Below are 14,919 nucleotides of genomic sequence, written 5' to 3'. Positions count from 1 at the left end.
GCTGCGACTGGCAGCGCCGAGTCCGATGACGAGCTACAGCTTGAAATGGCGGCCGTCGAGACCGAGCCGGCAACGCAAGAAACTCCGGTAACCGAAGAGGAGCCGAAGTTCGCGCCCGGTGAAACCATTCATGACGTGGCTACCGTGAATGGCATGTACCAGAACTGGTTTCTGGACTATGCCAGCTACGTAATTCTGGAGCGGGCCGTGCCCGCCATTGAGGACGGACTGAAACCCGTGCAGCGCCGCATTCTGCACGCCATGAAGGAAATGGACGATGGCCGCTTCAACAAAGTAGCCAACGTCATCGGCCAAACCATGCAGTACCACCCCCACGGCGACGCCTCCATCGGCGATGCTATGGTGAACCTGGGACAGAAGGATTTACTGATTGAAACCCAGGGCAACTGGGGCGACATTCGCACCGGCGACGGCGCGGCCGCTCCGCGTTACATCGAAGCCCGTCTGAGCAAGTTTGCCCTCGACGTGGTGTTCAACCCCGACATCACGGAGTGGCAAATGAGCTACGACGGTCGGAAGCGCGAGCCTACCACGCTGCCCGTCAAGTTTCCGCTGCTGCTCGCGCAGGGCGTAGAAGGTATTGCTGTGGGCTTGAGCACCAAGATTATGCCCCACAACTTCCGCGAGCTGTGCAAAGCTAGCATCGACGTGCTCCGGGGCCGTGACATTCAGCTTTTCCCCGACTTCCCGACCGGCGGCCTCTGCGACGTCAGCAACTACAACTCCGGCCAGCGCGGCGCCAAAATCCGTTTGCGCGCCACCATCGAGAAGGCCGACAAAACCATGTTGGTCATCCGCGACATTCCGTACGGCACCACCACCACGGCGCTGATGGAAAGCATCGTAAAGGCCTCGGAAGCCAACAAGATCAAGATTCGGAAGGTGGTTGATAACACGGCGGCGGCCGTGGAAATCCAGGTACACCTGCCCACGGGCGTGTCGCCGGACCTCACCATGGACGCGCTGTACGCCTTCACCGACTGCGAAATCAGCATCTCGCCCAACACCTGCGTCATTATCGAGGATAAGCCGCGGTTTGTGGCAGTGGAAGATATGCTGCGGCTGAGCACCCAGAAAACGGTGCGCCTCTTGGAGCGGGAGTTGGAAATCCGGCAAGAGGAATTGCAGGAAAAGTGGCACTCGGCTTCGCTGGAGAAAATCTTCATTGAAAACCGCATCTACCGCAAAATCGAGGAATGCGAAACATGGGAAGATATTCTGGCTACCATTGATGCCGGCCTGAAGAAGTTTGTGCGCGTGGAAGGCGACAAGCCTAGGGCCAACGATACGCGCCTCGTGCTGCGCCGCGCCATCGAGGAAGACGACCTAACGCGCCTTACCGAAATCCGCATCAAGCGCATCAGCAAATTCGATGGTTTCAAGGCCGAAGAGTACATTCAGAAGCTGGAAACCGAGCTGGCGGAAGTAGCCGACCACCTAGCCAACCTCACGCGCTACGCCATTCATTATTTCGAAGGCCTGCTGAAAAAGTATGGCGAGAAGCGGGAGCGGAAAACGCAGTTGCGCACTTTCGACGTGGTAACGGCCCAGAAAGTGGCCGTAGCCAACCAGAAGCTCTACGTGAACTACGCTGACGGCTTTGTGGGCCACGGCCTGAAGAAAGACGAAAAAGCGGTGCCCGTCTGCGACTGCTCGGACCTCGACGACATCATCGCCATCAAGCGCGACGGCACGTTCATGGTAACCCGGATTGCCGAGAAAACCTTTGTTGGTAAGGACATCCTGCACGTCGGCGTTTACAACAAGAACGACGACCGGCTGGTGTACAACATGATTTACCAAGACGGCGCCTCCGGCATCAGTTTCGCCAAGCGCTTCCTAGTAACGGGCATCACCCGCGACCGGAGCTACGACCTTACCAAAGGCACCAAGGGCACTAAGACGCTTTATCTGACGGCCAACCCGAATTCCGAGTCGGAAGTGGTGAACATCCTGCTGTCCGACAAAGCCCCAGCCCGGGTGAAGCAGTTCGACTTCGATTTTGCCGAGCTGGCCATTAAAGGCAAAGGTTCGATGGGCAACATCGTCACCAAACAGCCCATCAAGAAAATCACGCAGAAGAGCCTCGGCGACTCTACATTAGGTGGCCGTGAGGTGTTCTTTGACTCGGTGGTGGGGCGCCTCAACCACGCCGGCCACGGCCGTTATCTTGGAGCCTTCGATACCGATGATCTGCTGCTGCGGGTGTATAAAGATGGTACGTACGAGCTAACGCCACCCGAGCTTTCTTTGCACTTCGATATGCCCAACATGTTGATTCTGCGCAGGTTCGAGCCTGATACCGTCATTAGTGCCGTGTATGTGGAAGGTGAATCGCGGACGCATTACGTGAAGCGGTTTAAAATTGAAACCAGCACGCCCTCTAAGCGCTTTATTTTCATTTCCGAAACCAAAGGCTCGAAGTTGCTCTGCGCCACTTGCCATCCTGCGCCGCAGTTGGAAGTGAAGATGCAGCGCGATAAGAAAGCCGACAAGGAAAGCGAGAAAATACACCTGCACCAGTTCATCGACGTGAAAGGGTGGAAGGCCATGGGCAACAAGCTCAGTTACTTCAAGATTCACACGACCACGCTGCTCACCGATGAAGGCCCCGAGCCTCAACGCCGCGAAGTTGCTAAGAAGCGGGGGCCGGTGACTGCCCCACTCACCAACTCAGTGGCAAGTGGCACCGATGACGAGTCGAGCGCGCCACTGCCCGAATTGACTGGTCCGGTGGATATTTCGGCCGCCGAAGTGGCGCAGGCGCAAGCCATCCTCAAAACCCCGAAGTCGCAGCTGAAGTTGTTTTAACGTAACTGAAAACGCCCCGCCAAATTTCGGTGAGGCGTTTTCAATTAGTGGCAGCAGGTGTCAGAATGGCTGCGCGTACTCTTAAAGCGCAAAGTTGCCTGAACTAGTAATTGTCTGTCTGCCGTTGTATTACTACCCGCTCATTGTGGAATAGCCTCCGCTCGCTCCGTGCTATGGCCTTACTATCTGCTATAAAAGCTGCAGTTTTGTGGGCCTGTTCGCTGTCATGAAGTTGTTTGTTCGCTTGTTTGTGCTGGTGTTACTGGCGTGCCTGTGGGCTGCGCCGGCAGATGCACAGTTTCGGAAAGCGAAGCCCAAGCCCGCGCCTCGAACAGAATCTCCCTTGTCCGTTGAGATAAACAAGCTTTTGGCCGAGGCAAAGTCACTACAGGCACAGTATAAAGAGTCGGAAGCGCTGGCCTCGTACGAATTGGTGCTAGCAAAGGCACCGGCCACATACGAGGCGCTCTGGCGAGCAGCCGTCCTGAGTGTGCGCATCGGCTCGCGCTATACCGATGAGACCCGGAAGATTGCTTATTTCTCGGCGGCCCGGCTCTATTCTAGTCGGGCCTTGGTGGTGCGGCCGGAGGGGGCCGAAAGCAACTATGCCGAAGCTTTGGCGCTGGCCAACCAAGCCACGCTACTTACGGCCCGGGCCCGGCTGCTGGCCTACCGCGAAATGCAGCCCTATATTTTCAAGGCGGTAGCAGTTCGTCCCGACTTTGCCGATGCGTTGCAGTTGCTCGGCCGCTGGCACTTCCGCGTCGACCATTACAACATACTGGAGCGGATATTCAGTCGGCTTTTCCTAGGCGGAACTCCCAACGAAGCGAGCAGTGCTGCCGCCGTCGAAGCTCTTACGCGGGCTCACGAACTAGAGCCCCAGCGAATTCAGTTTGCTTACGATTTAGCACGTATTCACATAGCGGAAAAGAAACGGACCCGCGCCATAGCCGCCCTGCAAGACGCCATGGAGATTACGCCCGTCACGGCGGAAGAACTGGAGATTAGTCGGCGCTGCCGTAAGCTACTAGTGCAACTCAACCGCAAGATGCTCAAGCAGGTCCAAAATCATTTGCGGGAGTTGGAGTAAGCATTAGCAAGGATTCTTCCAGGAGAGTTGCTAAATAGACTACGGCAAATATCAGCAGTTTCAAGCCCACAATCCCTCCCAGTTCCTATCTTTACTTTGTAGTTTACTTGCAGGTTGAAACTCGTGTTCGTGGCGTTCTTGCGTTCCTTTTTATTTTCACTGACTCCTGTTGCGCTTCTGGTTACCACCTCTTGTGGTACGGCATCCAATGAAGAGCAGCCTGAAACCATGGTCAACCTGGCTACCGTGCAAAGCGGCCCCAAGATTCAGGCCGAGGAACTAGATGGCGCCATTAGCCGCCAGCCGCGCAATGCTTCGCTCTACGCCCGTCGGGCCGCGTTTCGCCTGGACGCTGGTCAAGTGGAGCCCGCCATGCGCGACATTACCATGGCCCTCGACCTCGATGATGCGCCCGGAGAATTTCACTTCACCAAGGCCCGTGCGCTCCGGGCACAGGGCAAGTACCAAGCCGCCATTGCTGCCGCCGATGTGGCCTCCCAACACGGCTATGCTTCGCCGGAACTGAACTTGCTGGTAGGCGAAACTCACCTTGCTTCCCGTCACTACCAAACGGCCATCGACTACCTCGACCGGGCGCTACAGCAAGAGCCCGACCACACAGCCGCTTTGTTTTACAAGGGCGTCGCCTACGTAGGACTCCAGGATACAGTGCAGGCGCTTGATTATCTGCGGGCTAGCTTGGCCCGCGACCCGCGCCAGCCGGAAACGTTGCATCAACTTGCCTTTCTCTCCAATGCTTTCCGGCAGCCCGCCGTTGCGGCTGTGTATGCCGCCCGGGGCCTGCGGTTGGCTCCCCACCACGGCCCGCTCTGGTACGACTACGGCCGCCAGTTCGAGCTACAAAATATGCCCGACAGCGCCACTCGTATTTATGCCCGGGTTGTGCAACTCGATACCACTTTCTACCGGGCCGACTACCGCCTCGCTTTAGTAGCTTACGAAAATCGAAAATACGCCGATGCTATTGCGCATTTGCAACGTGCCCTACGACGAGCCCCCCGGCTAGTTGGCGCCCGGCAGATGCTAGCCGAGAGTTTCGAGAACTTGGGCCGCTACGAGGAAGCCACCACGCAATACCGGTTGTTGGTGGACGAAAATCCTGGCAACCGCCACTGGACCTACAAGCTGTGGAAGATTGGCAACCGGGCTCGGGGTATCATCGTCAATGAAACGCCCCGGCGAGCAGTGGCACCAGAAGAGCGGCTAGAGCCTATTTCGGCGCTGCGCCCGAGATTGTAAGCGCCGCCTCGAAACGAGAGGAAAACTATTCGGTTGGCTTAGATGCTGCTTTGAACGCCCGGCAATCCAACCTTTTCCGGCATTAAGTCTAACTTGCGGCTTCACGCTGTTTGTATAGCTCAATTTTTTAATTCATGATCAACATCACGCTCCCCGACGGCTCGGTGCGCCAGTTTGTAGATGGCGCCACGGGCTTTGATGTAGCATCCAGTATCAGTGAGGGTCTGGCCCGTAATGCGTTAGGTGTCCGCGTCAATGGTGAGGTGCGCGACCTACACCGCCCCATTGGTCAAAATGCCAACCTGGAAATTCTGACTTGGAACGACCAAGACGGCAAAGCAACCTTCTGGCATTCCTCGGCTCACTTACTGGCCGAAGCCCTTGAGGCCCTGTATCCCGGCGTGAAGCTTGGCATCGGTCCGAGCATTGAGAACGGCTTCTACTACGACATCGACTTAGGCGAAGGACGCACGATTTCCAGCGAAGACTTCTCTGAAATCGAGAAGAAAATGCTGGAACTGGCCAAAAAGAAAAGCCAGTACGAGCGCAAGGAAGTGAGTAAGGCCGAGGCCATTGCCTACTTCACCGAGAAGGCTGACCCCTACAAGCTAGACCTGCTGGAACGCCTCGACGACGGCTCCATCACCTTTTACACGCAGGGCGACTTCACCGACCTTTGCCGCGGACCGCACATTCCTGATACCAGTCCAATCAAGGCTGTTAAGCTGCTCAACGTGGCCGGTGCTTACTGGCGCGGCGACGAAAAGAACAAACAACTCACGCGCATTTACGGCATCACTTTCCCGAAGGCCAAAGAGCTAACGGAATACTTGGAGCGGCTAGAGGAAGCCAAGCGCCGTGACCACCGCAAGCTGGGCAAGGAATTAGAACTGTTTACTTTCAGTGAGAAGGTAGGAGCGGGGCTGCCCTTGTGGCTGCCCAAAGGCACCTTGCTACGCGAACGGCTCGAACAGTTTCTGCGCCGTGCCCAAGTGAAAGCGGGCTACCAACCCGTCGTGACCCCTCACATCGGTTCCAAAGAACTGTATGTAACCAGCGGCCACTACGAGAAATACGGCGCCGATTCGTTCCAGCCCATTAAAACGCCGAACCCGGGCGAGGAATTCTTCCTTAAGCCCATGAACTGCCCGCACCACTGCGAAATCTACAAGTCCAAGCCCCGCTCGTACCGCGACCTGCCAGTGCGGCTGGCCGAGTTTGGTACCGTATACCGTTACGAGCAAAGCGGTGAGCTACATGGCCTAACGCGGGTGCGCGGCTTCACGCAAGACGACGCGCACATCTTCTGCCGGCCTGATCAAGTAAAGGAAGAATTTATCAAGGTTATTGATATTGTTCTTTACGTCCTCAAGGCACTGGATTTTCCTGACTTCACTGCTCAAATTTCACTTCGCGACCCCGAGAACAAAACCAAATACATCGGGTCTGATGAAAACTGGGCACGGGCCGAATCAGCTATTCAGGAAGCGGCCGCAGAGAAAAATCTCAATACTGTAACCGAACTAGGTGAGGCCGCTTTCTATGGTCCTAAACTCGACTTCATGGTGCGCGACGCCATCGGACGCAAATGGCAATTAGGCACCATTCAAGTCGATTACAACCTGCCCGAGCGTTTCGAGTTGGAGTACGTGGCGTCCGACAACTCGCGGCAACGTCCCGTGATGATTCACCGCGCGCCATTTGGTTCGCTGGAGCGTTTTGTAGCCGTGCTCATCGAGCACTGCGGCGGTAATTTCCCGTTATGGCTTTCGCCCGAGCAGTTTGCTGTGCTGCCTATTTCCGAAAAGTATCATGACTATGCCCAGCAGATTCATGATACGTTAGTGCAAGCTGAACTGCGCGGCATGGTAGACCACCGCGACGAAAAAATCGGCCGCAAGATTCGCGATGCCGAAGTGTCGAAGGTGCCCTATATGCTCATTGTAGGAGAGAAGGAACAGGAAAACAGGATCGTTTCGGTTCGTAAGCACGGCGAAGGTGACATCGGCTCAATGCCAATTGCTGATTTCATTAAGAGTTTCCAAACCCAGGTCGCCGACATGATGGACGGCCAAAGAGCTTAACAACCAAGCTTTAGGATCTTCAGTGGGACCTTATGAGTGATTTGGATGCTCGAACAAAGAAATTCAATGCTCGTAAGGCCCTGCTGACGACTCGAAACGACGGCTTTTGCCAATGCTTAACGGCAATTTTATATAGGCTTTTTTGAGCGTTTGGAAAAAATGGCGGATATTTGCCCGCTGATTGAACCCATTGAGCTTGTCTCATGTCATTTCAGTCTTAGAAAAGTATTTAGCTCACCCTTCAAGAGAACCAGCCATAGCTACCCCCAATCGCCGCTATATTCCTCGCGCTCAGGTCGAGGAGCCGTTTAAAATCAATCAGAAGATTACGGCTCGGGAAGTGCGCCTCGTCGGTGATAACATCGAACAAGGCATCTATTCAATTGATCAAGCCCGGCGCTTTGCGCAGGAGCAAAACCTCGACCTTGTTGAGATTTCGCCTACTGCCGTTCCGCCCGTTTGCCGCGTCATCGACTACTCGAAATTCAAGTACGAGCAGAAAAAGAAGACCCGCGAGTTGAAAGCCAAGCAAACCAAAGTTATCCTGAAGGAAATCCGTTTCGGACCTAATACCGATGACCACGATTTTGCTTTCAAGCTGAAGCACGCGCAGGAATTCCTGAAAGAAGGTGCCAAGATCAAGGCCTACGTTCACTTTGTGGGGCGTAGCATCGTCTTCAAGGAGCGAGGCGAGATTCTGTTGCTTAAGTTTGCGCAGGCGCTGGAAGATCTGGCTAAAGTAGAGCAATTGCCCAAGCTGGAAGGCAAGCGTATGTTTCTCTACCTAGCCCCGAAGGTAATAGCACCTGCTAAGCCCAAGCCAGTGGCTGCTCCTGCTCCTAAGGAAGCAGGAAAAGTTGGTCAGCCAGCTCCAAGAGCAGCCACTCAACCCGCTCCCGAGCCTGCTGCTGAATAACAAGTTTTTTCCAATGGCTTCGGCCGTTTTCTACGCTGGCGCCCTGGCCCTAGGCAGCCGACCGCCGCAGTTTTTTCACTTCTTATCACCTCCACAATGCCGAAAATGAAAACCAAGTCCGGCGCCAAAAAGCGTTTCACGCTGACCGGTACCGGCAAAATCAAGCGTAAGCACGCTTTCAAAAGCCACATTCTAACCAAAAAGACGACCAAGCAGAAGCGTAATCTTACGCACGTTACCTTGGTGAGCTCGGCGGACATGAACCGTGTGAAAGACATGCTCACCATGTAATTGCTCAATGGTTGGTTGTCAACCACTTTCTTAGTTAGAATAGTTTCGACAACTGGCGTATAGTAATTACGATTCAAACTTTTCAACCAGGCGTCCGGCTAAAAACAAAGACAAGGCGAAAACGCTCTGTCGCCGACCGCCAAAAAACAACAGGTTATGCCAAGAAGTGTCAACCACGTGGCTTCGCGCCATCGTCGGAAAAAAGTAATGCGTTTGGCGAAAGGCTATTTCGGCCGTCGCAAGAACGTCTGGACCGTTGCCAAAAACGCCGTTGAAAAAGGTCTGCTGTATGCCTACCGCGACCGTAAGACCAAGAAGCGTGAGTTCCGCGCGCTCTGGATTCAGCGTATTAATGCTGGTGCTCGTGAGCACGGCTTGTCCTATTCGCAGTTGATGGGCGGTTTGAAGAAGGCTGGCATCGACCTGAATCGCAAAGTATTGGCCGATTTGGCTCTGAATCACCCCGAGGCCTTCCGCGGCATCGTGGAAAAAGTTAAGTAAGCTATACCAGCAAGCAATAAAAAGGGCTTGACCAATGTGGTCAGGCTCTTTTTGTTGCTTGCTGGTATAGTCGCTATAGAAAAAGCAAAGCCTACACACTCTGCCTAATCTTAGCTATTGTGAGAACTGTAGTCAACGGGAGGAAAAAGGCGTAGTAGAATGGATATTGCTCGTTACGTCTTCTGTGACCGAGCCGTGCGTAGCCAGGCTTGGGCTTCTTCTATATCGCCGAACATACGCATTTGCAGGCGCCCACTAATCCCAATGTGCATAGCCTCGGCCGAAAGCGCGGCCATCGATTCAGGACTTACTACGTGCGCAAAATGAGTTAGGCCCTGGGCCGTGGCGCGGGGTGCCCAGTCGGTGACAATCCACTGCACGGCATGATCCCATGGACCAATAACTTGGCGATTGTCATTGAGCAGGCAGAGACAGGCATTTTCTCGTAGTGGGTGCAAGCAAGCATCGGCTCCGGCAATGATGCCGATGTAGGTTTGATAGCCTATCCAATTATTATAAACCCACCGATTAACCGCATCATATTCGATGGTTAGATAAACCTTGCCAAAACCGTTGGTTAATTCTTTGACCATAAAATAGTAAAGTGGGAAGGTAACATGCCGAGGTAGATTCTTGCCCTGCCTCCTTATTAGCAGCTAAGGAGGAGGCAGGGGAAAGGGAAGTGTGGCTAACTTATCGAAATGGTTGGACGGAAACAACTCCTGACCGTATTGCTAGCCTTTTCTTGTAGACCGTGCAATTCTTGAAACCTAGGGCGGACAAAGGTAGAAAAGTGTTGAGTGGATAACTTACACTCTTATCTCAGGTAACAAGCAAACTCATCTCCTCGAGCAATAGCCATTTAATTTGCTCTAATCAATTCAGTATCCGGAATAGTCCAATGCTCTTCTTTGGATGCATTGTTTATACATGGATCACTAAGCAAATAAAGAGGCATTAGCTTGGTGAGTACAGCAGTAATCGTCTTTGCCACTAGGCGGTAGCTTCCACTGTCAAAATCTGACCTAGAGTGTCATTAAGCATAATACTAGTGTAGAATAGCCACTTTGACCTTGCTTGGTAGTAATGTATAGATAAAATATTGATTATATGACGGTTACTATCTTATGAAGCTTTATTTAGTTTGCCGCTAAACAGGGAAAAGCATTATAAAAATTGATTGAAAAGAAATGATTAGAGTCGGTTAGGGTTCTGGTTTACGCTAACTCTTACTAGTTACAGCTTGGTTGCAGATTGACTACTATAGTTATTTAACTTTACTGTTGGCCAACGACCAGTGACTTACTTCCCTGACGTTTCGCTTACAGCGCAGCTTGGTTGTTTTTCACTAGGTCTAGCAAAAGTTCGCGGGCTCGAAACAGCTGGGCTTTCACCGTGCCCAACGGTAAGGCAAGCTGCACGGCAATCTCCTCGTATTGCAGCTCATCGAAGTAGCGCAGACGCACCACTAGGGCGTAGCGAGCGGGCAATTGGCGCACCAGATGTTGCACGAGTTCTTTGCGCTGTGCTTGGATCAGCGCTTCTTGCGGATTTGGGTTCCGATCTGCTACCTCCAGAAATAGTGGGTCCCCGTCACCCCCCAACACGCTTGCCTGCAGCGAATGCGTCGGGAGCTTCTTGCGCCGGAAAAAGTCCAAGGTATGGTTGGTGGCGATGCGGAACAACCACGTACTAAAAGCAAAGTCGGGGGTGAAGCGGGCCAGGTGCCGAAATGCTTTGGCAAAGGTTTCCTGCGTTAGATCATCGGCATCAGCGGCGTTCTTCACCATGCGCAACACTAAGTAGTGCACTGGCTTGCGGTAGCGGGCGAGCAAATCCTCGTAGGCCTTAGCCTGGCCGGCCAAGGCGGCCTGAATAAGCGCTATATCTTGGCGGGCACGCAGAGAAAAAACGCGTTCCTGCTCGGAGGCAGCGGTAGTAGACAAGGACATAGGCGGAAAATGGAAAGGAGCAGAAAAGTAATTACTCCTTGAAGTAGCAAACTCTAGGCCAGTTAGAATGCAGGCCACCGGGCAGACTCCAAAAACGGCGTATCGGAGCGGCTAAGTTTGGGCAATTGCCGCAGCGTACTCCTTGACTCAACTTGCCGTCTTTCGGCGGCTGACTATTTCCTGTGCTTCGTTGTAGGTGAAAAGTAACGCTTCCCCGAACCTAGCCTTGAAAGCAGGCCGTTAGTTAAGCTTTCTCGGGTTCGGCTCATTTAACTGCTCAGGTACTTCTGCATCCACTTGTTGGTTTTCAGGAGTAGCTCCTAAAAGGAACGATGCCAAGAAGTTAGTCTCGGGTCTTCAGTTGGAGAGAATCTGCTCGTGCGGTAGTTATAAAATGCGTGTAAACTCGGTGGTGTACACATGTTGGAGTATTCTGGCCGGCCGGGAAGTGCCCGCGTTGACGCCATGATCGTCCAGTTGCTCGGCCACGCACTGCAAATGCACGGCGTTCATAATCAATGGGTTCCAGTACGAGGCTTTGTAGAAGCGTTTCACCGTCCTATTCAAAGACTCTTCTGCTTCCAGAGCCTTACTTAGCGTCCACTACCTCATGCGCGGCACCGGCGTAGCTAAGGAGGCGCAGACTTTTATTGCGTTTGTGGTCGGCTGACCCCGTGCGGATTGTAGGCATGGGTGATGCCTTTAATGTTTCGCCGCCAGGATCCTGCTGATCAAGGCAGCATCCACCTTCGTGAGCGAGCAGCGTTGGAAAATAGTAAATAAAGTCAGCCCTACAGAAGTGGCAATTCAAGAGTCCGAAATTTCTGAAAGAGCTTGCAGAAGAGAACGGGATACTAGCCGCCCATACTTTGCTTTCGGAGCCTACTCTTTTGCATAGTGCCGCAGTGCCGGAAAGTAAAGTTGGAAGATCGTCGAAATCAAAAAGAGCTGTACTACCTCGTTAGGCAAGAAAAGGTTCTGATTTTCATCAACCTATCTACTGCCATTGCAGCCCCGATTTCCTCTCTCAACTCGTGAGTTAAAGATTGGAAAAAACGACTCCCAGCCTACGGGCATACTTTAAGCTGTTTCCGAATTCGAAACACCCACTAACTGCTCTTGAGTAGATACGCTAGTCCTGCCGCGCGTCTTTAACTGTGTTAGCCGAGACTTCTTCCCACTGCCATCTACTGGCCGTCAACCATAGTTACAGTTCACGACTGGAAAAAATAAGGAGTGCTTTAACCAAGTGGAAAATTGGCTAAAAAAACTTGCTCACTACGAACAAGCAAAGATCATTGGATAATGCCAAGAAAAATTATATTATATTAACATTCTTCTAAAAAATTAGATTATATGCATCTAAGTTGTCTGTAATACCGTATCATTACATCATATTCCTACTCTCTTAGATTCCTGCAATAATGAGCCCCTTGCTACTCACCTGCGAGCCTGCCTCACCACTAACTCAACACCTATCGGCCCCCAACATGTTTCCTCTTGCTAGCCCCCGGATTATCGTGCAAGGATCGAAACAGAAACGGGTATTTGATTTGGTTTTTGCGACACTCGTCGTCCTTTTTTTGCTGAGCTGGCTGTTGCCCCTCATTGCCTTGCTCATCAAGCTCGACTCGAAAGGTCCCATTCTCTTCAAACAATTGCGTACCGGCAAAAATGGCAAGCCCTTTTACTGCCTCAAATTTAGAAGCATGCGCCTGAGTGCCGATGCTCACCACAAGCAGGCCAGCAGAGGCGATAGCCGCATCACCAAAGTTGGTGCGTTTCTGCGCAAGACCAGCTTAGATGAATTGCCGCAGTTTATCAATGTGCTCAAGGGCGAAATGTCGGTTATCGGGCCCCGCCCGCACATGCTGCGCCATACCGAAGACTACTCCAAGCTGATCCACCACTTTATGGCGCGTCATACCATTCTGCCCGGCATCACGGGGTTGGCCCAGGTGTCGGGTTACCGCGGCGAAACCAAAGAAACGGAGGCGATGGTGAAACGCGTAGAAGCAGACCTGAAGTACATTCAAAGCTGGTCGTTTGGGCTGGACCTCAAAATTGTGGGACAAACTGTGGTCCAGGCCTTGCGTCCCCAAGAGCATGTGTTTTAAAGGTTATTGCATTCATAGCAAGTGCATGTAATACGCCGAGTAGCTACCACGTCAATCTTATAACGAGTAAGTTAAGCGAGCCTTCTTACAACCACAGGGGTTCGACAATTACACCAATAGCCGCACAGCTTAACCCTGTGTAGAAGGCTTACATTGAAGCATCGCAGCAGCTACGCCTTCAGCCCGGACAAAAGCTGGTTTTAACGGGCAGGAAAAAACTGTTGGAAAACCTCTCCCGCGTAGCTTGCCGGCAAGCTACGCGGGAGAGGTTTTATTTACGCAAGTACACAGTTTTGCCCTCTTGCGCGGACTTTTTAGCAGCTTCCAAAATCTCGACGACTATTAGGTTGGTGGACAGAGAAGACAAAACATCCTCTGGCGCTTGCCCCCTAACCACGGCCGCTAGGTAAGCGAAAGGGTCATGGTACGGTGCTTTGGGCGCATCGACGGTAATTTCCTGCGCGGGGGCTCGTTCGCTTAGGCGCACGCGCAGGTGGCTAGGATCGAGGGCGAACACTGCCCCCGTCTGGCCGTAGATTTCCAGATCCTTGCGGGAATACGGCCAGTTCCAGGACGCCTGAATAATACCTTGGGCCGTGGGGTAGGCCAGTAGCAGAGTGGCCTCATCGTCTACGCGGGGGTAAACCTGCGGCTGAAGGTGTTGGGTGATGGCCGTCACGGACACGGGCCGTTCGCCTTGCATGAGCCAAGTCATCAGGTCGGCCCCGTAACAGCCAAAATCCACTAGTGCCCCGCCGCCGTTTTGCACCGGATCGGTTAGCCAGGCCAGAAACTCGGGGTTCACCCCGATGGCTTTCGGCCCCTGGTGACCGTCATGGACCACCACCTTTCGAATTTGACCCACGGCTTTCTCCTGCATCACTAGTTGGTAGGCCCGCAGGTTGGAGCCATACCAGGTGGTTTCATAATTGGTGAGCAGATGAATGTGGTGCTTCGTGGCGAGTGCCGCCATCTGACGGGCATGAACGAGACTGACAGCCAGTGGCTTCTCCACCATGACGTGGATGCCCTTGGGTGCGCAGGCCTGCACCACGGCTAAGTGGTCGTAGATGCTGCCAAAGGCCGTAACTGCCTGCGGCTTGGTTGTCACCAGCATTTCTTCCAGTGAACTGTAAACGAGCTTCATGCTCAGGCCATACTGCTTGGTGAGGCGCACAGCCAGGTCGCGGTTGGGCTCGGCAATACCTACGAGGAGAATGTCGCCCCGCTGGGCCTGACCTAGCAGTCCATGCACGTGCGCGTGGGTTAGCCCCGCAATGCCCACGCGCAGGGGAGCTGAGGTCGAATCTTGGGCAGTAACAGCAGCAGTGAAACGACCCGCCAAAAGCAACAAAAGCAGGGCAGCAAGAGAGGTAAGGATTTTGAACATCAGGCTAAGAAAGAGTGAGGATTATGGAAAGGTAGCCACCAGCGAATGGGGTGCGCTCAATTCGGCGGGAAAAGCAAAGCGTGGGCGTTTTAGATTTCTATGCGTGTGCCCTGCCACTGGATCATGGGCTGATAAGGACGAGTATAAGCGTATTTCCCTGGCTTATTGTCGTTAGCGCTTATGCAGGTTCTACAGCATTTCCACCAAACTCTTACTCTACTGCTATGCTTTCCCTGCTTCCAAGCGGTAGCTTGCGGGGTGGAGGAAGCTTCAGCGCATGGCGGCTGAAAGACTTTCTCTCCACTACGGAGCTTGTTGGAGTCTATAGCCGCAAGGATTTTTATAAAATCACGCTCACTACCGGGCCGGCTGTCTACCACTCTGCTGGCCAGCGGCTGGTGTTGGAGGATGTTCACCACGCGCTGACGTTCGCTAATACGCAAACTCCTTACACTTGGCCGGTTGCCCAACCATCGGCGTGCC

The 14,919-nt window shown here is 53.3% G+C and carries 11 protein-coding genes and 1 pseudogene; 8 read left to right on the top strand and 4 right to left on the bottom strand.

From position 1 onward, the window contains the following. The first annotated feature begins 45 nt into the window (after positions 1–45). The 7 genes and pseudogenes from ACFE7X_RS12695 to rplT all read left to right on the top strand — a co-directional run bounded on the left by ACFE7X_RS12695 (position 46) and on the right by rplT (position 8,977). Positions 46–2,832 (top strand): DNA gyrase/topoisomerase IV subunit A, encoded by a 2,787-nt coding sequence (locus ACFE7X_RS12695; protein WP_375436075.1) that lies wholly within the window; start codon positions 46–48, stop codon positions 2,830–2,832. A 226-nt stretch (positions 2,833–3,058) separates the two neighbouring features. Then, entirely contained in the window at positions 3,059–3,925 is an 867-nt protein-coding gene (locus tag ACFE7X_RS12690) for a hypothetical protein (RefSeq protein WP_375436039.1), read from the top strand. 138 nt (positions 3,926–4,063) lie between these two features. Further along, entirely contained in the window at positions 4,064–5,185 is a 1,122-nt protein-coding gene (locus tag ACFE7X_RS12685; RefSeq protein WP_375436038.1) for a tetratricopeptide repeat protein, read from the top strand. Between the two features lie 134 nt (positions 5,186–5,319). Then, entirely contained in the window at positions 5,320–7,269 is a 1,950-nt protein-coding gene (gene thrS, locus ACFE7X_RS12680; RefSeq protein WP_375436037.1) for a threonine--tRNA ligase, read from the top strand. Positions 7,270–7,525: 256 nt separating this feature from the next. Then, positions 7,526–8,083, top strand: a pseudogene (infC, locus tag ACFE7X_RS12675) (translation initiation factor IF-3); the annotation flags it as partial. Positions 8,084–8,281: 198 nt separating this feature from the next. After that, a complete protein-coding gene (gene rpmI / locus ACFE7X_RS12670) occupies positions 8,282–8,476 on the top strand; it encodes a 50S ribosomal protein L35 (RefSeq protein ID WP_331146648.1) in 195 nt (64 codons plus the stop codon). 156 nt (positions 8,477–8,632) lie between these two features. Then, a complete protein-coding gene (gene rplT / locus ACFE7X_RS12665) occupies positions 8,633–8,977 on the top strand; it encodes a 50S ribosomal protein L20 (RefSeq protein ID WP_245125272.1) in 345 nt (114 codons plus the stop codon). 173 nt (positions 8,978–9,150) lie between these two features. On the opposite strand, the gene ACFE7X_RS12660 is transcribed toward rplT, so the two are convergent. The 3 genes from ACFE7X_RS12660 to ACFE7X_RS12650 all read right to left on the bottom strand — a co-directional run bounded on the left by ACFE7X_RS12660 (position 9,151) and on the right by ACFE7X_RS12650 (position 11,484). Then, complete coding sequence (locus ACFE7X_RS12660; protein WP_375436036.1) at positions 9,151–9,570, bottom strand: STAS/SEC14 domain-containing protein; 420 nt, start codon at positions 9,568–9,570, stop codon at positions 9,151–9,153. A 729-nt stretch (positions 9,571–10,299) separates the two neighbouring features. Next, positions 10,300–10,929, bottom strand: a complete 630-nt coding sequence (locus tag ACFE7X_RS12655) for an RNA polymerase sigma factor (RefSeq protein ID WP_375436035.1) — start codon at positions 10,927–10,929, stop codon at positions 10,300–10,302. Positions 10,930–11,316: 387 nt separating this feature from the next. Next, entirely contained in the window at positions 11,317–11,484 is a 168-nt protein-coding gene (locus ACFE7X_RS12650; RefSeq protein WP_375436034.1) for a hypothetical protein, read from the bottom strand. A 935-nt stretch (positions 11,485–12,419) separates the two neighbouring features. Between ACFE7X_RS12650 and ACFE7X_RS12645 the strand changes: the two genes are divergently transcribed. Further along, entirely contained in the window at positions 12,420–13,046 is a 627-nt protein-coding gene (locus ACFE7X_RS12645) for a sugar transferase (RefSeq protein WP_375436033.1), read from the top strand. 271 nt (positions 13,047–13,317) lie between these two features. On the opposite strand, the gene ACFE7X_RS12640 is transcribed toward ACFE7X_RS12645, so the two are convergent. Continuing rightward, positions 13,318–14,436: a Gfo/Idh/MocA family protein gene (locus ACFE7X_RS12640; protein WP_375436032.1), complete on the bottom strand. Its 1,119-nt coding sequence runs from the start codon at positions 14,434–14,436 to the stop codon at positions 13,318–13,320. Positions 14,437–14,919 lie beyond the last annotated feature (483 nt).

This window comes from uncultured Hymenobacter sp., from assembly GCF_964242765.1.
Lineage (GTDB): Bacteria > Bacteroidota > Bacteroidia > Cytophagales > Hymenobacteraceae > Hymenobacter.
Note: the sequence above shows the minus strand (reverse complement) of the source record. Positions and strands in the feature narration are given on the sequence as shown.

Bases quoted from the DNA above. Each gene is read 5' to 3' on its own strand.
- ACFE7X_RS12640 (WP_375436032.1), bottom strand. From the start codon at position 14,436: ATGTTCAAAATCCTTACCTCTCTTGCTGCCCTGCTTTTGTTGCTTTTG.
- rpmI (WP_331146648.1), top strand. From the start codon at position 8,282: ATGCCGAAAATGAAAACCAAGTCCGGCGCCAAAAAGCGTTTCACGCTG.
- ACFE7X_RS12695 (WP_375436075.1), top strand. From the start codon at position 46: ATGGCGGCCGTCGAGACCGAGCCGGCAACGCAAGAAACTCCGGTAACC.
- rplT (WP_245125272.1), top strand. From the start codon at position 8,633: ATGCCAAGAAGTGTCAACCACGTGGCTTCGCGCCATCGTCGGAAAAAA.
- ACFE7X_RS12645 (WP_375436033.1), top strand. From the start codon at position 12,420: ATGTTTCCTCTTGCTAGCCCCCGGATTATCGTGCAAGGATCGAAACAG.
- thrS (WP_375436037.1), top strand. From the start codon at position 5,320: ATGATCAACATCACGCTCCCCGACGGCTCGGTGCGCCAGTTTGTAGAT.
- ACFE7X_RS12690 (WP_375436039.1), top strand. From the start codon at position 3,059: ATGAAGTTGTTTGTTCGCTTGTTTGTGCTGGTGTTACTGGCGTGCCTG.
- ACFE7X_RS12655 (WP_375436035.1), bottom strand. From the start codon at position 10,929: ATGTCCTTGTCTACTACCGCTGCCTCCGAGCAGGAACGCGTTTTTTCT.
- ACFE7X_RS12660 (WP_375436036.1), bottom strand. From the start codon at position 9,570: ATGGTCAAAGAATTAACCAACGGTTTTGGCAAGGTTTATCTAACCATC.